Origin of the sequence: Pseudomonas sp. CCI4.2 (assembly GCF_034350045.1) — a bacterium.
GTDB lineage: Bacteria > Pseudomonadota > Gammaproteobacteria > Pseudomonadales > Pseudomonadaceae > Aquipseudomonas.
Genome location: NZ_CP133781.1, coordinates 2442612 through 2461822, shown reverse-complemented (window position 1 = coordinate 2461822; position 19211 = coordinate 2442612). Strand labels below are relative to the sequence as shown.

The following is a 19211-nucleotide window of genomic DNA, read 5'->3' as shown; positions in this document are numbered from 1 at the left end:
GGGTTTAAAACACCAGTTCGCCATCCGCATCGACATCGACCAGTCGCGCCAACTCTTCAGCAGCGGCATGGTCGGCGTCATGCGCGGTCTTGAATTTCTGATCACCCAGTACACGATGAAAACGTGGCGCGCCCCCGGCGTGGTGAGCTTTCACCGCAATTGCTGCGCTGTAACCACCTTCGCCCGGCATAACGGCGGACACCGCCTCGACGTCGTTAAATACTTTACGTGCCATGCAAATCACCCTGCGTAATTGATCTAATGCGGCGAGTCTAAACAATTTTTCGGGCAATGATTGAAACGCCGATCAACTGGCTAACTGCTGCAAGGGCGGCAGACAGTCAGCCTTTGCCTGGACAGAGGACACGTGCTTGAAGGTCTGAAAGTCCAAGCTGCTGACAATTAACTGTTGAACCACTTCGGCAAAAACGTTCAGCGCTGGAGTCGCAAACCAGGCGTCCATCGTTTCTGCACTTGACCACATACCCGATACGACCCACATATCAGGGTCGTGCATTGATTGCTGTAAAGAGAACTGAAGGCAGCCCGGGGCCTTTAATGCGGGTTCGATCAAGCTGCTTAAGCGCGCACCCAGGTGCGAACTGCGACCGGCACTGGCGCGGGCATAGGCGAGATGGCTGACGGGATTTGGCTTATGCATGGATCTGCACTCCTGAGGGAGAACGCTTTTGTACGGGATGTGAAGCGGCGTTCTACAGGGCCAGAGATTAGGGGATTGATGCATTTTTCCGTTAGCTGATTTCTGCCAGCTTATTGCCTATTACTGCGCGAAGGTGTTTTTTTTCTCAACGCAGAGCACCGTGAGCGTGAATGACTGCCCGATAGTATCGAGCAACCTCAAGCAGCTGAAACGGGTATTTAAAGGCGGTTCTGATCGGCGCCGACAGAATCAGGCAAGCATCGCGCAGGATTCAGATACCGCTTTTAGTTGCACAAAAATAAGCTGTGTCTCATTGGTAGACCATCAGAGGATTCGAGGCATGTCGCACAGTGAGAGCATTAACGCTCAGATAGATGACGATATGGAGAAGCAGCGCGCCGAGCTGGTGACGATCATTCGACGTTTTGCACCCGAAGACGGCATATTCCCGACGACCATCGCGCAGTTGCACATGGTGTGCCACGACCGTCCGGTTCAATCGATACCGACGCTGGTGCAGCCCGCGTTGTGCATCCTGGCCCAAGGCAGCAAAGACGTGCGGCTGGGTGAGGAAAATTACACCTATGACCCGCTGAACTATTTGGTGATCTCAGTCGCGATGCCGATCAGCGGCTGCATTCAACACGCTACGCCGGAGAACCCGAACCTGGCGTTGCGCATCGACATCGACCCGGTACAGATCAATGCGCTAATTGCCGAGGCCGGTCCGATGAGCGTGCCGACCCGCCCTACTGGCCGAGGCCTGTACATCGAGCGCATTGATGCGCAGTTGTTGGACGCGGTCTTGCGCTTGACGCGCTTGCTGTCGACGCCAAAAGACATCGCGATGCTTGCACCGTTGATCCAGCGTGAAATCATTTATCGCCTGTTACGCAGTCAGCAGGGCCATCGGTTGTACGAAATCGCCATTGCCGACAGTCAGACCCATCGCGTGACGCAAGCGATCAAATGGCTCAACAGCCACTACATACAGCCCATGCGCATCGAAGACCTGGCACGCGAGGTGAACCTGAGCGTGTCGACGCTGCACCATCGTTTTAAATCGGTGACCGCGATGAGCCCGCTGCAATACCAGAAGCAATTGCGCTTGCAAGAGGCTCGGCGACTTATGCTCGCCGACGGTTTGGACGCGTCGGCGGCTGGGTATCGCGTCGGCTATGAAAGCCCTTCGCAATTCAGTCGAGAATACAGTCGCCAATTCGGCGCACCGCCCTCGCGTGACTTGGCTCGGCTGCGCCAAAGCGTCTGAGTGCAATCGTCGTCAGGCAGCCAGCACTCGGCAGGCTTCAGCGGGAATAGTGACTGAAACCGGGTGACCAATCGCCAGCCCAAAGCATTGGCTTGGGGTGCTTAAAGCCGTCAGCGAAACACCCGCGCACTCAACCGTGGTTTCGATGGTGGCGCCGATGTCGCGGACAAAAGTCACTGTGCCGAGCAAGCGGTTCCCCGCCGTTGGCAACGGCGATGACAGTTGCAAATCTTCTGGGCGCACCAACATTTTGATCTGGGCACCGACGGCGATACCGCTGCTGATTGGCACGTCCAACGCTTCACCACCAGGCAATCCGACCCGGCCTTCGCCCAACGCGGTGGCCGGGAATATATTCCCCGAGCCAATAAAGTCGGCGACAAACTCATTGGCCGGGTTGCGGTAGATTTCAATCGGCGTGCCGACCTGTTGCACCTTGTTTTGCCCCAACACGACAACGATATCGGCCATGGTCATGGCTTCGCGCTGATCATGAGTTACCAGAATCGTAGTGATATTGAGCCGCTGTTGCAGTTGACGAATTTCCACCTGCATCGACTCCCGCAGCTTGGCATCGAGGGCAGACAACGGCTCATCGAGCAACAGCAGCTTTGGGTGCGACGCAATCGCCCGCGCAATGGCGACGCGCTGTCGTTGACCACCGGAGAGCTTGGCCACCGGGCGGTCAATCATCGCCTGCAATTGAATCAGCTCCAGCAGTTCCTTGACCCGGGCCTGTTGGTCCGCCTTGCTCACACCGCGCAATTTCAGCGGATAGGCGATGTTTTCGCCGACCGTCATGTGCGGGAACAGCGCCAAAGATTGAAAGACCATGCCGAAGTTACGCTGATGCGCCGGAGTATGGCTGACGTCTTCGCCGTCGAGACGAATTTCGCCACTAGTCAGGGTTTCCAGGCCAGCGATCATCCGCAGCAACGTGGTTTTTCCGCAACCTGACGGGCCGAGAAAACACACCAGCTTGCCTTCGGGCAGGTGCAGATTGACGTCGGTCACCGCGCAGGCCGAGCCGTAATATTTCTCGACGTTTTCCAGAATTAATCCGGTCATTGACGTAAACCTCAAAAAAACTAGAACGAAACGCCACCTTCACCGACCAGCTTCTCCAGCGCCCAGATCAGGACGAAGTCGATCAGCACGATCAGCACGGCAAACGAGAACACGGTGGGGTCCAGCGAAGACACAGTGCGGCTGTACATCCATATCGGTACGGTCATGACGTCGATGGTGTAGAGGAAGTAGGTCACGGTAAATTCGTTGAACGACACAATAAACGCCAACAGCATTCCGGCGAGAATCCCGGACTTCATCAACGGCACCACTACATCGACAATAGCCCGCAGCGGTGAAGCGCCGAGCATTTGCGCGGCCTCTTCGACTTCGCTTCCAATCGACATCATTGCCGCCGTGCAGTTTTTGACCACGAACGGCAGTGCCAAAATAACGTGAGCAATCACCAGCCGCGAGGTGTTCATCTGGAATGGCAGGCTGTCGAAAATCAGCAGCAGCGCCAGACCCAGCACCACCATCGGGAACACCAGTGGCAGCGACATCAGTTGCAGCGCCACGCCCTTGCCACGAAATTCACAACGGGTCAGCGCGTAGGAAGCCGGCACCGCCACGACGGTCGCCAGAATCATGGTCAAGCACGCGACCCACAAGCTGGTGGCCATGGCTTTGCCGAGGCTTAACACATCGCTGGCGTCGGGCGAAACGAAGGTCTGCCACGCCGCTTTGTACCATTGCAGGCTGTAGCTGTTGGGCGGGAAATCCAGGTTGGACGCGCCGCTGAACGACATGACGATCATGGTCAGAATCGGCAGCACTGCCAGCAATAAAATGAAGCCCGAGAGGACGCCGGCAAAACGCCCGGTGTCGCCTGGCAATACCGGCTGGAAGCGAAAACGAGCTTTCGAGGAACGGCTCATTGCGAGGCCTCCAACAGACGACGGCGGCGACCCGCAAAATATTCGGAAAGGGTCATGATCGCCAGTGTCGTAACGATCAACACCACACCGGCTGCCGAGGCGGCGGGCCAGTTCATCAGCGGTGCGATTTGGTCGTGGACCATCACCGCCAACATCGGTACTCGCCTGCCGCCAAGTAACAACGGTACGACAAAGCTACTGGCGTTGTAGGCAAAAACCAAAGTCGCACCCGTGATAATACCCGGCAAACTCATCGGCAATACCACTTGGCGAAACACCTGAAAGCGGCTGGCGCCCAAGGTTGCGGCAGCCTCTTCATAGCTGCGAGAAACACCACGCATGGCGCTGGCGATGGGCAGTACAGCGAGTGGAAAAGCCGTTTGCACCAAGCCCATCAGCACACCGTTCTGGTTATACAGCAGCATTACCGGACGGGTAATGACGCCGAGGCCGATCAAGGCTTTGTTGAGCATTCCGCCCGGCCCGAGAATCACCAACCAGCCATAACTTTGCAGCAGTAGGTTGACCAGTAACGGCAGCAGGACAGCCGCCAGAAATACTCGGCGCAAGAACGGCGATTGCAGGCGCGACATGGTGTAGCCCACCGGAATCGCCAGCACCACCGCGATGGCTGCACTGAACAACGCCAGTCGCAAGGTCAGCAGCAGTGATTTCAAGTAATAGGGCTCGGCCAATTGCGCGTAACTGGCAAGGCTGAAGCCGGTCCATTCAGCGCCCTTGGTGCCGACGCTCATGCGCAATACCAACAAACTGGCCGCAATCAGTACGGCAAGAAACAGCATAGACGGCACAAGGAAAAGCCAGGCGCGTGCCGTGGGAGAAATCGGCCGGGCACGCCGTTGCGAAGACGCAGCGACCGAGCGGATCAAAGGTTGGTTTTCCATAAGCAATGATCTCGTGTGAGATGGATTTCAGCAGGGCCGGTGTTCGTAAGCCCGATCACGCCTTCAGCCCTGTGGGAGCTGCCGAAGGCTGCGATAAGGCCGCAACGACCTTCGGTTCACGCGATCAGGAAGAGAAAATCTCGGTATACCGACGAATCCACTGGTCATGCACTGTCGCCAGAAAGACGTTGTCGTGCATGATCGCTTTGTCGGCGATTTGCTCCGGCGTCAGGATGTACGGGCTCTTGCGCGCTTCGGCCGAGATAATGGCTTTGGCGTTAACCGGGCCGTTGTAGATGTCTTCAGCCATCTTGCCCTGCACCAATGGGTCCAGAGAGTGGTTGATGAAGGCGTAGGCCAAATCTGTATCGCCGGGGCGGTTTTTCGGCATAACGGTCTGCATCAAGTCGGTGTAGAAGCCTTCTTTCATACCGAACGTGGCGCCCAAACCGTAGGCTGGATCACGCAGCTGTTTCGGAAAGAACGCAGGGGCGTACAGGCCACCCATATCCAGCGAGCCGGTGCGGAACAGCTCGGCGATCTGGTTAGGGTTCTCACCAAGGGTCACAACCCGGTCTTTGAGTTCTGCGAGTTTTTTGAAACCAGGCTCAACGTTGTGCTCGTCACCACCGGCCAATTTGGCGGCGATGATGATCAGGTCCATGGCCTCGGTCCAGTTGGGCGGCGGCAGGAAAATGCTCGGTGCCAGGTCTTTGTCCCATAGGGCAGCGTAGCTGTTGGGCGCTTCTTTGACGGTGCGGGTGCTGTAAATCAGGCTGTTGCACCAAAGCAGGTAACCGACGCCATGACCGTTGGCACCGGTACGGTATTTCTCCGGGACGTCCACGATGTTGGGGATACGGTTAAGGTCGGGCTTTTCCAGTAAACCGGCAGCGGCCAAGCCTTCTGCGCCCACGCCTGCCAAGGTAATGATGTCGTATTGCGGACGATCACCACCGGCCTTGAGTTTGGCAACCATCTCCGAGGTACTGCCGGTGCGGTCAGCGATGACCTTGGCGCCGGTTTTCGCTTCAAAGGTCGCAGCGATGTTGCGCAACGCTGCCAATCCGGTGTCATCGGACCACGTCAGCAAGCGTAGGGTTTTGCCCTGAAACTGGTTTTCACTGGCGCTCGCCCGGATAAACGGCATGGACATCGCTGCGGCGGCAACCGATGCAACACCCACCGTCTTGATGAATTGCCTTCTGTTCAGATCATGCTCGCCCATGACGGACTCCGTTGCTTTCTTAAGTGAGGTGATCGCGACTTCGCCCCAGGCTGAGTGCGCGCGCCCATTCAGCTACAGCGCCCGTAAACCGAGGGTTTAGCTGAGTTGAGGGGGCCATCCTGAGGCGATGAGAAAGAGGCAACAATCGAAAGTTTGTCATCGAAGCCATGTGTCAAACGCATGCCTCGAAACGAGGCATGCGTGAACTTTTCTTGGGCTTTTAGACGCTACGGATGACGTGTTTTAGTTCTTGAAAAGCCTGCAGCCCCCACGGCCCTAACTCGCGGCCGATGCTGCTGTGTTTGTAACCGCCCCACGCCGTTTGCGGGAAGATCACCTGGGGTGCGTTTATCCACACCAGCCCCGCCTGGAGGGCGTTTGCGACCCGGTCAGCGGTCTCAGGACAGCGACTGACGACACTGGCCACTAAGCCGAATTCGCTGTCGTTGGCCAACGCGACGGCTTCGGCTTCAGAGCTGAAACTGCGCACGCACAGCACCGGGCCAAAAATCTCTTCACGCCACAATGCACTGTCCAGGGGCACGCCCGTGAACACAGTCGGCCGCAAAAAATATCCGCGCGGCAGATCGACAGGGCGTTCACCGCCACACACCCGTCGCGCACCGGCACTGATGCCCGCCGCGATGTGGCCAAGCACCCGCTGGTATTGCGCCTGATTGACCAACGCACCCATTTCAACGTCAGGATCGAAGGGGTCACCGACACGAATAGCGTCCGCACGCGCCTTGAGTTTTTCCAGGAATACGTCGGCCAATTCCTCGGCAACCAACACCCGGCTGGTGGCCGAACACATTTGCCCGGCGTTGAAAAATCCGCCACCACTGGCAAGTTCTACAGCCAGGTCGACGTCGGCATCGGCCAGCACCAACAGCGAGGATTTGCCGCCCAATTCCAGACTGACACCTTTGACCGTTTCGGCGGCGCGTTGCATCACCTGAACGCCCACGGCGTTGCTGCCGGTGAAGGAGATTTTCGCTATGCCCGGATGCGCCGCCAAAGGCGCTCCGACCCCAAGGCCAGTGCCGCAGACCAGGTTGAACACCCCCGGAGGTAAGCCGCAGTGGGCAATGATATCGGCAAGCTCCAGCTCCGGCAGCGGCGTGACTTCCGAGGGTTTCAACACCACGCAACACCCGGCCGCCAAGGCCGGCGCGAGTTTCCAGGCGGTGGTGACCATGGGGAAATTCCACGGCACGATCAATGCCACGACCCCGCAGGATTCGCGGCGCAAACGCGCGGCGAAGTCGTCGCTGGGCAACGGCACGGCACTGTCCTGATTGGCGTCGAGCGCTTCGGCAAGTCCGGCGTAATACTCGAAAGTCGCGATCACGTCATCGACATCGATGGCGGCCTCGAACACCGGTTTGCCGTTGTTGCGCGATTGCAGTTCGATCAGGCGCTCGCGGCGTTCTTGCACGCCGCTGACAATCTTGCGCAACACAGCGCCACGAGCGGCCCCGGACGTTTGCGACCAGACTGGAAATGCCCATTGCGCTGCCTGCACGGCGAGATCAACTGACGTCTCATCACCGCCTGCCACCATGGCCAAAGGCGCTTCCGTGGCCGGGTTGATCACTGAAAGGCGTTCACTGCCAGACAACCATTCACCGTTTATGTACAACCCGTGCTGAGCGCTCAGCATGATTTCAACCCGTTCATCCACAGCGTTTGATCGATTTCGATCAGGGTCGGACCTTGACGATCACCCGCCGCGCGCAATGCCGCTTTCAGTAGTTCAACGTCAGAAGCCGCTTCGGCGGCACAGCCCAACGCTTTGGCGACAGCAATAAAGTCGGGGGTATAGATGTCGACGCCCACCGGCTCAATGCCACGATTGAGCATGTATTTTTTGATTTCTTCGTAGCCCTGATTATTCCACAGCAGCACGATAATCGGCGTGCGCGCTTCAACGGCGCTGGCCAGCTCGGCGAGGGTGAATTGCAAACCGCCGTCGCCGATCAGGCACACCACCGCACCACGACCGCTCGCGTCAGGGACTCGGCCCAGCCACGCACCAATGGCTGCGGGCAAGGCGTAACCGAGGGTGCCGTACCCGGTCGATGAGTTGAACCAGCGTCGCGGTTTTTCCAGATTGAGCGTCAGGTTGCCGGTGTACACCGGCTGAGTCGAGTCGCCTACCAACACCGCATCCGGCAGCACCTCGAGCACCGCTTGCAGGAAAACGGTTTGCCCGCGGGTGGCGTCGTCCCACGTTGGTTCCAGTGTTTCGCGCAATACAGCGGCGCGCTGCGGGCCCCAATCAGCAAGACGCGGGGCCAATTCCTTGGCCGCCAACCCGCTAAGCAAGGCCTGGGCAGCCGTATCGGCGTCAGAGACCAGCGCAACGTGCGGCCGATAATTGCGCACGGTTTGGTCGGGATCGATATCGATCCGCAACAACGTACCAGGAATTTCAAAACCTCCAGCGAAGGTGATGTCGTAGTCGGTTTCGGCCAGCTCAGTGCCAATGGCCAATACCACGTCGGCCTCGGCCACCAGCGCTCGGGCAGCCACCAATGATTGAGTCGAGCCGATCAACAGGGGATGACGTGAGGGCAACAGGCCTTTGGCGTTGATGGTCAGCGCCACTGGAGCACCCAGCATCTCGGCAAGTTCGGTCAGCGCGGACGCGGCATCGATAGCACCTCCGCCTGCCAGAATCAGCGGCCGTTTTGCGGCAGCTAAAAGGTCGACCATCTGCGCCACGGCAGCCGGGGCGGCGCCGGCTCGACTGATGTTAACGGGCGGGGTATTAAGCAGGTGGTCGGCGTTTTCCACCAATACATCCAGCGGTATTTCGATATGCACCGGCCGTGGACGCCCGGCCTGAAACAGCGCAAACGCTCGGGCCAAGACCGCAGGCAATTCAGCCGCCGACATTAACGTATGGGAAAACGCGGCCACGCCAGCGACCAGGTTGCTTTGAGACGGCAGCTCATGGAGCTTTCCGCGTCCTCCGCCCAACTGATTGCGCGATTGCACGCTGGAGATGACTAGCATTGGAATCGAGTCGGCATAGGCTTGGCCCATGGCCGTGGTGATGTTGGTCATGCCGGGCCCAGTGATGATGAAACACACGCCTGGCTTACCGCTGGTGCGGGCATAACCGTCGGCCATGAAGCCAGCACCCTGCTCGTGACGCGGCGTCACATGGTTGATCGATGAGCCCGCGAGCCCACGGTACAGCTCGACGGTATGCACCCCGGGGATGCCGAAGACCTGCTCGACGCCGTAGCCTTCGAGCAATTTGACCAATACTTCGCCGCACGTTGCCATGTTTGTCCGCCTTCCTTCTGTTTGAAACTGCAAAAACATCCCGGCGCCTACGGCTGCGGGACAGGCTACAGATGAACCGCAATTGGACCGTGCAGCCATATCTGTGACAAGGCAAAAAATGTCATGCTAGGCATGTCCTCACTTCATGCCTGAGCGCCAATGAAACGCCTTCCGCCCTTACCTGCCCTGCATACCTTCCTGATTACGGCCCAGTGCTGCAATTTCACGCGGGCCGCCGAACTGCTGCACATCACCCAAGGCGCGGTGAGTCGGCAGATTTCCGGGCTGGAAAGTCATTTGGGTTATGCGCTGTTTCAGCGGCAGGCGCGAGGTTTGAGTCTGACGACTCAAGGAAGCGAGCTGTTTCCACGGATTCAGAAAGTGTTTTCGCTGATCGACGAAGCCGTCGAGGAGGTCGGTGCGAAACGCGAAACCCTCAAACTCAAGGCCCCAACTTGCATGATGCGCTGGCTGTTGCCACGGTTGTTGCAGTGGCAAAAAGAGCGCCCGGATGTGCCGGTGGAGTTGACGACGACCATCCAGCACGCGGTGGATTTTCGCCGGGAAGAATTCGATGCGGCTGTAGTGTACGGGTCTCCACCGGCCAATTCGGTGGCAGCGCACCATCTGTTCGACGAGCAACTGACGCCGGTGTGCTCGCAACAATTATTGAGCGGACCGGTTCCGCTCAATACCTTGGCCGATTTGGAACAGCACATGCTGTTGCATCCGACCCGTGACCAACGCGACTGGGAAGCCTGGCTCAAGGCCGCTGGCACTACCGTGAATAACATCGGCAAGGGCCAGCACTTTGACACGCTGGACCTGGCCATGTCGGTGGCGTCCCAAGGTACCGGCGTCGCCATCGGCGACTGGGCATTGATCGGTGAAGACCTCAGCGCGGGTCGGCTGGTGACGCCTTTCGACCTCAAGGTACGAACCGGCGCCGCGTATTATTTGGTCTACCCGGAACGCTCCGATCCGTCGCCGCAGCTGCGCGAACTGATCGACTGGCTGCTGACTCAGGCGGCTGAGCGGACTGAATAAGCAAGCACCTACGCTTCGCCAACAAGTTTGTTCAGGAGGCTGCATTCATAACCGACAGTAAAACGCGGGTGCGCAGATTGTTCGATTCCGTCGAGCATCTAAATGACGAAATCCGCGAAGCTGACAGATAAATACGCTGCCCCGTGCATGACCGCTGGTCAGCCAGCCGCCTGTCGATTTGGTGATAGCACAATGTAGGCTACATGCCGATCAGAACTGTCCTACAATTCCCTTAGTCCTTTTAAAACACGTTTTTAAAGTCGGATAGAGGTGGGCAACATGATAATTACAAAAAGAAGAACCATGGCCGTACTTTCAGTCGCTGTCGTCTTGGCCATTTACGCCGCGGGTGCTTATAGAATCGAGGAAGCCCGGCAAGCGCCGCGCTTCTCCATTTGCACCGCCAGCCACTGCGCGCCTCAAGACGCGACCTTTGCTGGACTGAGCCTCAAATAGGCGCCTTCTCGTTCTACCTCATTGCATACGAGCCTATCGAATAGCGAGCTATCGGATTAGACTGACCAGCTTCTTCCTGCCAGCCTTTGTGGCAGGTTTTCACTGCTAGTTGGGCTCTATCTTGACCAGTCTGAACCAACCCAAACCTGCTATCCGCAGCGTGCTATTCGCGCTCATGATGGCGGTCTTTCTTAGCGCGCTCGATCAGACCATTGTCGCGGTCTCGATGCCGGCGATCTCCGCCCAGTTCCACGATTTTGATCTCCTCGCCTGGGTGATTTCCGCCTACATGGTGGCGATGACCGTTGCCGTGCCCATTTACGGCAAGCTCGGCGATCTTTACGGTCGACGCAACCTGATGCTGTTTGGCCTCGGGCTATTTACCTTGGCGTCACTGTTCTGTGGCATGGCTCAGAGCATGGAGCAATTGGTGCTGGCACGGATCATCCAAGGGATTGGCGCCGGAGGAATGGTCTCGGTCAGCCAGGCGATCATTGGCGACATCGTGCCGCCGCGTGAGCGCGGGCGCTATCAAGGGTATTTCAGCGGTATGTACGCTGTAGCCAGCGTTGCCGGTCCGGTACTGGGCGGCGTGATGACGCAATATTTGTCTTGGCGCTGGGTATTTTTGATCAACTTACCGCTGGGCCTGAGCGCCTGGTGGATCGCCCGACGGACATTGATCGGTTTGCCCGTTCCGCAGCGCACGCCAATCATCGACTACTTAGGCACGGTCTTGATGATCATTGGTTTAAGCGCCCTGCTGCTGGGCGTCACCGAGATCGGTCAAGGTCATGGCTGGCACGACCCCGAAGTATTGGTGCTGCTCGGCGTAGCGCTGCTCGCACTGGCAACCTTCGTCTGGTACGAGCGCCGAGCACGGGAGCCTTTGTTACCGATGCATCTGTTTGCCAACCGCACGGCGGTGCTGTGTTGGTGCACCATGTTTTTCACCAGTTTTCAATCGATCTCATTAATCGTACTGATGCCGTTGCGGTTCCAGACCGTGACCGGTGGCGGTGCAGACGCAGCCGCGTTGCACCTTTTACCGCTGGCGATTGGCATGCCGATGGGTGCTTTTTTCGGCGGACGTACAACGTCGTTAACGGGCCGCTATAAACCGTTGATTCTCGCTGGCGCACTGATGATGCCCTTCGTGGTGCTGGGCATGGCGTTCACGCCTCCGCAGTCGGTCCTCATGACCAGCGTATTAATGGTGTTGACCGGATTCGCCTGCGGCTTGCAATTCCCGACGTCACTGGTGGGCACGCAAAACTCAGTTGATCCCACCGACATGGGCGTTGCGACCAGTACTACCAACTTGTTCCGCTCACTGGGCGGCGCGGTGGGCATCGCGCTGATGTCAGCATTGTTATTGGCGATGTTGCAGAGTTCCGGGATTGGTCAGCTCAATGCCGGACCGGTGGGAGCAGCCAGTTCGGGCAATCTGTTGATGGACAGCTTGAATGCGGCCAGTGCCCCGGCCTTGGAGATTTTACGAGGGGAGCTATCGCTAACGTTTCGCCATCTGTTGATGATCAGCGCAGGGATTTCACTGCTGGGCTTGGTCGCCGCTATCGCGATGCCGAACAAACTACTGCGTGGTCGGGCCCACGGTGACAAGAGCACTGCGTGAGACCCAGTCATCAGGTCGCCTGGCGAGGGCGATCTGATGATTTTCTAAGGTCAGATTCAGCGGCTGTAATAACCCACCGCCACCAGGAAGTGGCCGACCTTGCGCACGTAAGCGTGCTTGTTCTCGATTTTGCTGGTCACCGGGTTACGCCAGCGATAATCATACTCGCCATCGTTTTGCTTATTGATGAGCGCCAGTATCGGCTCGCCGACAGGTTTGCCTTCCGGATCCTTGACCTTGCTGAAGTCAGTTTTAACCAACCGCACGTTAGTGCCGTGGGCGACATAGCGGTGGTCATTCAAATCGACGACGAATACGTACAGATCATCCTGGAGGAAGCCGCCTTTCAGGCTGTTGATATCGTTGATGGTACCGTTTTCGTCTTTGACCAACGCGGCAGAGGCTTTTTCCAATAGCGCTTTGGCTTGTTCGGCCGAGGCCCGTGGCAGGTAATAACCCACCGCCAGTACCCGATCACCTACACGCTTGTAATAAACGCGCTTGCGTTCCACCTTGCCGTCGTTCTGGTTTTGCCAGCGGTATTCGGCTTCCTGGATTCCGTTGGCTTGCGTAGTGAGAATGTCTTTGAAGGCTTTCTGTAGATCCGGGCTCAGCGTGGGCATCACGTCCCGCCCGATCAATACCGCCGAAGGTCCGCCGCTCGCCAACATCACGCCATTGATATCAACCACGAACACATAAAGCTCGCCGCTGACAAAATCCCCCTGCCGACTGAACTCGGCGAAAGCGTTGTCACCCTGCTTCTGGTATTCGGCCAGCGCCTTGATCAACAAATCCTTGGCTGCCTGCCCGTCATCGGCTGCTTCAGTTGCCAATGCCTGGCCGCTTAGGCACAGACACAACAACCAACCGAACATCGCACTCATCCTTAGTCGCTTCATACCGCATCCCCGCTCTTATTATTGAAGTCGTCAGAGCTTAGTCGTAAGCCGTACTTATGCCTATCAACCCTACAAAGATTCGTCCTACACCTAACGCGGAAACGTCCGTATTAAGGGTTTTTCGTCGCTGCCGATTGATGAGGGGTAAGGATTTACACAGTGATGAAACGACCGATTGTGGTCGCTATGGATCAATTTGATAGATAGGGATTTGACCGTTATGAAGTGTGCGAAGAAAGCAGTATTGGCTGGTTTTTTGGGGTTGGTGGCGAGCGTTAGCAGTGTGGTTGCCAGTGCTAATACCGAAACGATCATCGTTGTGAACAATCGGACGTCTGTACAGGCAGCGTTGGGTGCTGGGAATTTCTCTGGAAGTGTACGTCCAGCTCTCGGATATATCGATGCAAACACTAGCACAAGCTTTACATTGACCAGCTTCGGCTATCAGGCGTCGGGCATACGCTTCACCTACACCGCCGGGACTAAGAAATGTCGGTTCACCGCGTCCCACTTGGCGCTGCCATCAATGCGCGGACATATTCCGACCTGGAAAAAAGCCGGCGAATCCATCGGCTCATCGCGCGCGACGTGTACTGCCTCGATCTCACTTCCGACACTGGGCATTCCGTTTAACTACACCGTGAATTTCACCATTCAATAACCCGCCTGCAGGGCACTTGCCTGCAGGTGCCCTGCCTTAAAAAGCAGGGAGCTATCTCATGACGATTTCCGCCAACGCGACTGCCGCAACGTCTTACCCTCCGCAGTTTCTTGTCCGTTTTGACCAAACGGGAAATACACGAGAAACATCAACGGCACTGGCGCATGCCGCCCAGAGTAAAACCACGTCGTCAGTAACCATTTCCAAAGAAGCGCAGGGGTTATACCAAGAAGAACAATCCGTAAAAACAACGCCCCGGTCAAAAGCCGAACTTCAAGCTATCTGGCACCGGACTCAGGGAGCTTCGAGCTGGAAAATTGGTTTTATGGAGCAAGTAAACAGTCAAGGCAAAGCATCACCGCTGATGATGCAAAAGCCGTTGGACACATCCCCCGCCAGGTTGGCTCAAGCGGAACAAGCCGCCTCATTTATGCTTTTCTCACATACCACCGGCAGTGAAACCGGCAACCCGTACGAATCTCTTTCGAGAGACGAACTATGCGACATCCTTTATGACGAGACCGGCAACCATACCCCTGCCGAACGTTACCTGGCGTCACGCACCCAGCAGCTAAAAGACTTCGAATACATGACCAGAAACACCAACCGCGAAGGTACTCCTTATCGCGCGCTAATCGCTTTCTGCGACGCGCAATCAGACGTCGAACGCTCGATGTACCCCGAAGGTCATAGGGAGCAGCTACTCAGGTTCTTGAAAGAAGCAGAGGACAATGGGTATCCCAATATCGAAGAAGCAACCTGGGACCCGTGGATGAGCAAATATTTCCGCAAGTCTGATGCTAACTCGCTCGTTGCGCAGTGCACGCTCATTGAACCCCTGCCAGCCAAAACCACTGAGTCCGCCCCTGCTGCGGCATGAATGCAGTTGAGCGTATTCACGGGCGAGCGTTATCCAGCAGGGAGCTTTTTCATGTCGATGCCAGTTAGTTCAAATATTCCAACATTCATCATTCCAACCACCGTTACCCGGGGGGATCAGCCAAGTTACGAGTCAGTCACGCAAATACCCTCAGGGCAAAACTCCAGCAGCGATGACACTGCGTCAGTAACCCTTTCACCTGAAGCCCAAGGGTTGTACCGCCAAGAACAATCAGCAGTAAAGACACCGCGATCAAAGGCCGAACTTCAAGCTATCTGGCATCGCACCCACGGAGCGTCGAGCTGGAAAGTCGGGTTTATCAATCAAGTAAACAGTCAAGGACAAACATCACCGCTGCTGATGCAAAAACCGTTGGACACCTCCCCAGAGAGGCAGGCACAAGCGGAGCAAGTCGCTTCGTTTCTTTTTATCTCACATACCACCCGTACTGAAATCGGCAACCCTTATGACTCACTTTCGAGAGAGGAATTATGCGACATCCTCTACGATGAGACCGGCAACCATACCCCTGCCGAACGTTACTTGGCGTCACGCACGCAGCAGAGAAAAGACTTCGAATACATGACCAGAAACAGCAACCGCGATGGTATTCCTTATAAAGCGATCATCGCTTTCTGCGATGCGCAATCTGACGTTGAACGCTCGATGTACCCCGACGGTGATAGAGAGCAGTTACTCAGGTTCTTGAAAGAAGCAGAAGACAATGGGTATCCCAATACCGAAGAAGCAACCTGGGACCCGTGGATGAGCAAATACTTCCAAAAGCCTAACGCTAACTCACCCGTTGCAGAACGAACGCTCATTCAGACTCTCTCAGCCAAAACCACTGAGTCCGCCCCTTCAGGTGTGGATACGTCGGCATGATATCGCCCTCTGTAAATAAGCACCGCGAACGGACAGTGGCATTGCTAGACCAGTAGCCTGTGTGTGTACAACGTTCGCCTGCGTCCAACGGTGCTGGCGGTTGCTCATCAAAGCGGGCGTGCCAGGCGGCGGATGATGCTTCGCTGAAGGTGTCACCCAAGAGTGAATAAGCATGAAGACAACCGGTAGCCCGAACACGAATGGGTTTGATGGCTCTATTGACTTCGATATAAGGCGCTGGCGCTTCTTCACCCGGTCCGCCCAGGCTGGGCAGCGCCCCCGCCCGAATAATCAGACCGTCATCGTATGCGCGAAAAATGATGTCGCTGCGCCTGCTGAGTTGACGGCGTAGCGCGTCATTCCCACCCAGTTTGTTGACAAAGCGGCGGCCCAGCACCGTGAACCAATTCACGCCTTTTATGTGATCAAGCAGTCTCAAGCTTTCTACATGGGGCAAGGGATCAACTATTAAGCCGATGTACTGTTTTGCCAGTAGGTATTCCTGCGGGAAATAGCGCTGACCGTCATAGGGCAGCGTACAAGACAAGCCACCGTATCCATGCTCTGCGTGCACTTGATTGCACAAGTAGTTAAGCCATGCCTCGTAACGTTGAGGACCGCCGGGCTCAAGCAGGATCGACCAAGGCAGTACCATCTTCAGGCAGGAGCGATCCGTTGTGGACTGACTGCGGGGAATGTTCATCACAAACAGTCGATATTGGGCAACCTGCTGCAACCTAGCACTGCTGATTGACCACATAAACTGTTGATCAGGGGAGCTTTCCAGAATTTTTCGGCGGCAACTCGAAAAGCCACTGCCGCTCATCTTGCGTAGCGTTTTGTAAAACTGCCAATTCAAGTGTGGGCTGAACTCCTTTCGAAACTTACTAAAACAATCCGCCACACGCGACTTTATCTCCGCAGTGTCGCCGTGTTTAAAGTACAGCGTGGCGATCAACCCAAGGCGAATGATGGGCTCACCTTGAATCGAGTTTAATACCAAATTTTCGGCCTGATCCGTAAGCCTATTCAAATGGTTCACGTCAGCCAAGGTCTTTTCCGACATCCCCTGTCCCCTCAATCCGCAATTTTCTGACTGCGGAGACTGAACGGTCTTTCAGAAGGGGGCAATACACCGAAATTAATTTGGGAAATCAGCTACATCGAGAAAGAAGAGTCCTACTTGCGAAGTACAAAACTACTCGTAATTTTTTCGAATTCGCTGACTTGGGCCCCGGCAACCTTGCGGTGGGCGGCGGCAACGCAACGGGGCCTACACGCAAAAAAGGAAGGTAAATACTTAGTAAACTGACTATTCAACCTAGTTGTACAAAGATATAAGTGCAGGCGAAGCGCCGCCCGATTATATTCATTTGGATTGCCTGATCCTTATGCTCAGCCACGCAGAGCAGGACTCAGGCGCAGCATGTCCAGTCCGGTGTCAACCAACAGCTCGGCATCGTTACCCAGGCCGTAGCTGTCCGGAATCAGTAACCACTGGCCAAGAATGCCATCGATATAAGCGTGCAAACAGATCGATGCGCGAACCGTGTTCAAGGTAGCCGGCATTTGGCCTTTACGCACGGCGTTGGCCAGAGCAAGGCCAATACGATCATTACAGTCAAGTGCGGCGATTTGCCGCTGGCGTCGTAAATCACACATTTCATCGGTGAATTCGCACTTATGAAACAGAATTTCATTGATGCGACGGGTTTTCGGATCCAATGCAACTTGGCGAAACAATTTTATCAGCAGCGTTCGCATGCACCCCAGTGGATCGATTTCGTCCTCGCTTTCGCTCGCTCTGGCCATGTCTTCCAGTGGCTCATGCAGGCTGTCGAGCATGGCCTGAACCAGGTCCGCCTTATTGCTGAAATGCCAGTAGATTGCGCCGCGAGTCACGCCAGCAAGGGTCGCGACGTCAGCCAGGGTGGTGCGAGCGACGCCACGTGCATAGAACGCTTTCTCGGCTGCTTCAAGAATATGGCGTCGTGTTTCCTGAGCTTCTTCTTTAGTGCGACGGACCATGGCAGTAAAACCTCAATCAAAATATCTTTGGCCGAAAGCGCTAAGCCAGAGACAGTGCCGGGCAGCCTTTGTATTGCCTTGTCCCGGGCCTACACTCCTTACCTCGCGATGCTGGAGCATCGCAGGTAGGGTATTTACAAACAACCGTGAATGTAAGTATATTCATTAGCATCCTATTTATCTAGCCGAAACCTTTTTTCACTTTCACTTTCTCGAGCAACTCACGCTCCTGACCCGAGGATCTTCATGCATTTCAAGCCAGCTGTTTCCGTTCTGGTTACTGCCGTCGCCTTGGCATCACTGCTGAGCGGATGTAATCAAAAGCAAGAGGCGGCGCCTGCACCACCCCCTCCTCAGGTCGGCGTAGTGACCGTGAAAACCCAGGCCTATACCCAGGTAACTGAATTGCCCGGACGCACCACCGCGTTCCGCATTGCTGAAGTTCGTCCTCAGGTCAACGGTATTATTCTCAAGCGATTGTTCACCGAAGGCGGCGACGTCAAGGCGGGCGATCAGCTTTATCAAATCGATCCAGCGATCTATGAAGCGACCGCCAATAGTGCGAAGGCAACCTTGCAGTCGGCCAAGTCGTTGTCTGATCGCTACAAGCAGTTGGTCAACGAGCAAGCCGTAAGCCGTCAGGAATTCGATACGGCGCAGGCCACCAGCCTCGAAGCCCAGGCAGCCCTGCAGACCGCTGAAATCAACCTGCGCTACACCAAAGTGCTTGCGCCGATTTCGGGTCGTATTGGTCGCTCTGCTGTGACCGAAGGTGCATTGGTCAATAATGCACAAACCGATGCCATGGCCGTGATCCAGCAACTTGATCCGATCTATGTCGACGTCACCCAATCGTCGGCAGACCTTTTGGCCCTGCGTCATCAGCTAGAAAGCGGCAAGCTGCAAAAAGCCGGCGACAACGCTGCCAAGGTCAAACTGACCCTGGAAGACAGCAGCGTTTACCCGCTTGAAGGTAAATTGGAGTTCTCAGAAGTATCGGTCGACCAGACCACAGGCTCCGTAACTCTGCGCGCTAAATTCCCTAACCCCAATCACACGTTGCTACCAGGGATGTTCGTCCATGCACAGCTGCAGGCGGGCGTAAACTCGGCAGCCATTCTGGTGCCACAACAAGGTATAACCCGCGATCTAAAAGGTTCTCCAACAGCGCTGGTTGTGAACGCGGATAACAAAGTTGAACTGCGTCAGCTCGCCGCCTCTAAGACTGCGGGCAGCCGATGGTTGGTCGACAGCGGCCTCAAAGCAGGCGATCGGGTAATTACTGAAGGGCTGCAGTACGTCAAGCCTGGCGTGGAAGTGAAAGCAACCGAGGCGACCAACGTCGACCCAGTTAACCCGGCACCTGCACCGGTCACTGATAAAGCCGCGAGCAGTAAAGGGGAGTAATT

Annotated in this window: 19 protein-coding genes; 8 read left to right on the top strand and 11 right to left on the bottom strand. The window is 56.2% G+C overall.

Annotated features, from left to right (window positions below; genetic code table 11):
• Positions 1-4: 4 nt before the first annotated feature.
• The gene (locus RHM65_RS11150; RefSeq protein ID WP_322165928.1) at positions 5-235 is read right to left on the bottom strand and encodes a hypothetical protein; all 231 of its coding nucleotides are present in this window, start codon (positions 233-235) and stop codon (positions 5-7) included.
• 72 nt (positions 236-307) lie between these two features.
• Positions 308-661, bottom strand: a complete 354-nt coding sequence (locus tag RHM65_RS11145; protein WP_322185040.1) for an antibiotic biosynthesis monooxygenase family protein — start codon at positions 659-661, stop codon at positions 308-310.
• A 340-nt stretch (positions 662-1001) separates the two neighbouring features.
• Between RHM65_RS11145 and RHM65_RS11140 the strand changes: the two genes are divergently transcribed.
• Positions 1002-1931: an AraC family transcriptional regulator gene (locus RHM65_RS11140; protein ID WP_322185038.1), complete on the top strand. Its 930-nt coding sequence runs from the start codon at positions 1002-1004 to the stop codon at positions 1929-1931.
• A 12-nt stretch (positions 1932-1943) separates the two neighbouring features.
• On the opposite strand, the gene RHM65_RS11135 is transcribed toward RHM65_RS11140, so the two are convergent.
• From RHM65_RS11135 to RHM65_RS11110, 6 genes are all read right to left on the bottom strand, one after another.
• The gene (locus tag RHM65_RS11135; protein WP_322185036.1) at positions 1944-2999 is read right to left on the bottom strand and encodes an ABC transporter ATP-binding protein; all 1056 of its coding nucleotides are present in this window, start codon (positions 2997-2999) and stop codon (positions 1944-1946) included.
• Positions 3000-3019: 20 nt separating this feature from the next.
• A complete protein-coding gene (locus RHM65_RS11130; RefSeq protein ID WP_322185034.1) occupies positions 3020-3877 on the bottom strand; it encodes an ABC transporter permease in 858 nt (285 codons plus the stop codon).
• Positions 3874-4782, bottom strand: a complete 909-nt coding sequence (locus tag RHM65_RS11125; RefSeq protein ID WP_322165933.1) for an ABC transporter permease — start codon at positions 4780-4782, stop codon at positions 3874-3876. The genes RHM65_RS11130 and RHM65_RS11125 overlap by 4 nt, the downstream gene beginning before the upstream one ends.
• 124 nt (positions 4783-4906) lie before the next feature.
• A complete protein-coding gene (locus tag RHM65_RS11120; protein WP_322185032.1) occupies positions 4907-6010 on the bottom strand; it encodes an ABC transporter substrate-binding protein in 1104 nt (367 codons plus the stop codon).
• A 220-nt stretch (positions 6011-6230) separates the two neighbouring features.
• Positions 6231-7673, bottom strand: coding sequence for an aldehyde dehydrogenase family protein (locus RHM65_RS11115; RefSeq protein WP_322165936.1), 1443 nt, complete (start codon positions 7671-7673; stop codon positions 6231-6233).
• Positions 7667-9307 carry a 5-guanidino-2-oxopentanoate decarboxylase gene (locus RHM65_RS11110; RefSeq protein ID WP_322185030.1) on the bottom strand — a complete coding sequence of 547 codons (1641 nt, stop codon included), beginning with the start codon at positions 9305-9307 and terminating at the stop codon, positions 7667-7669. Before RHM65_RS11110 ends, RHM65_RS11115 begins: the two co-directional genes overlap by 7 nt.
• 159 nt (positions 9308-9466) lie before the next feature.
• Here RHM65_RS11110 and RHM65_RS11105 point away from each other — a divergent pair, with 159 nt between their 5' ends.
• The 3 genes from RHM65_RS11105 (at position 9467) to RHM65_RS11095 (ending at position 12446) form a co-directional block, all read left to right on the top strand.
• On the top strand, positions 9467-10354 hold the full coding sequence (locus RHM65_RS11105) for a LysR substrate-binding domain-containing protein (RefSeq protein ID WP_322165939.1): 888 nt from the start codon (positions 9467-9469) through the stop codon (positions 10352-10354).
• Between the two features lie 303 nt (positions 10355-10657).
• Entirely contained in the window at positions 10658-10810 is a 153-nt protein-coding gene (locus tag RHM65_RS11100; protein WP_322165940.1) for a hypothetical protein, read from the top strand.
• A 121-nt stretch (positions 10811-10931) separates the two neighbouring features.
• Entirely contained in the window at positions 10932-12446 is a 1515-nt protein-coding gene (locus RHM65_RS11095) for an MDR family MFS transporter (protein ID WP_322185028.1), read from the top strand.
• A 56-nt stretch (positions 12447-12502) separates the two neighbouring features.
• Here RHM65_RS11095 and RHM65_RS11090 read toward each other — a convergent pair whose 3' ends face one another.
• Entirely contained in the window at positions 12503-13348 is an 846-nt protein-coding gene (locus RHM65_RS11090; protein ID WP_322185026.1) for a cache domain-containing protein, read from the bottom strand.
• A 220-nt stretch (positions 13349-13568) separates the two neighbouring features.
• Here RHM65_RS11090 and RHM65_RS11085 point away from each other — a divergent pair, with 220 nt between their 5' ends.
• The 3 genes from RHM65_RS11085 to RHM65_RS11075 are packed head-to-tail and all read left to right on the top strand — an operon-like array spanning position 13569 to position 15774.
• A complete protein-coding gene (locus tag RHM65_RS11085) occupies positions 13569-14009 on the top strand; it encodes a hypothetical protein (protein ID WP_322185024.1) in 441 nt (146 codons plus the stop codon).
• A gap of 58 nt (positions 14010-14067) precedes the next feature.
• Positions 14068-14889, top strand: a complete 822-nt coding sequence (locus RHM65_RS11080; RefSeq protein WP_322185022.1) for a hypothetical protein — start codon at positions 14068-14070, stop codon at positions 14887-14889.
• A gap of 51 nt (positions 14890-14940) precedes the next feature.
• Positions 14941-15774 (top strand): hypothetical protein, encoded by an 834-nt coding sequence (locus RHM65_RS11075; protein WP_322185020.1) that lies wholly within the window; start codon positions 14941-14943, stop codon positions 15772-15774.
• Here RHM65_RS11075 and RHM65_RS11070 read toward each other — a convergent pair.
• Together RHM65_RS11070 and RHM65_RS11065 are read right to left on the bottom strand one after the other, a co-directional pair.
• Positions 15710-16840 carry a DUF3396 domain-containing protein gene (locus RHM65_RS11070; protein WP_416195036.1) on the bottom strand — a complete coding sequence of 377 codons (1131 nt, stop codon included), beginning with the start codon at positions 16838-16840 and terminating at the stop codon, positions 15710-15712. The genes RHM65_RS11075 and RHM65_RS11070 overlap by 65 nt on opposite strands.
• Before the next feature lie 329 nt (positions 16841-17169).
• The gene (locus RHM65_RS11065; RefSeq protein WP_322185018.1) at positions 17170-17802 is read right to left on the bottom strand and encodes a TetR family transcriptional regulator; all 633 of its coding nucleotides are present in this window, start codon (positions 17800-17802) and stop codon (positions 17170-17172) included.
• A gap of 246 nt (positions 17803-18048) precedes the next feature.
• Between RHM65_RS11065 and RHM65_RS11060 the strand changes: the two genes are divergently transcribed.
• Complete coding sequence (locus RHM65_RS11060; protein ID WP_322165947.1) at positions 18049-19209, top strand: efflux RND transporter periplasmic adaptor subunit; 1161 nt, start codon at positions 18049-18051, stop codon at positions 19207-19209.
• The last annotated feature ends 2 nt before the right edge of the window (positions 19210-19211 follow it).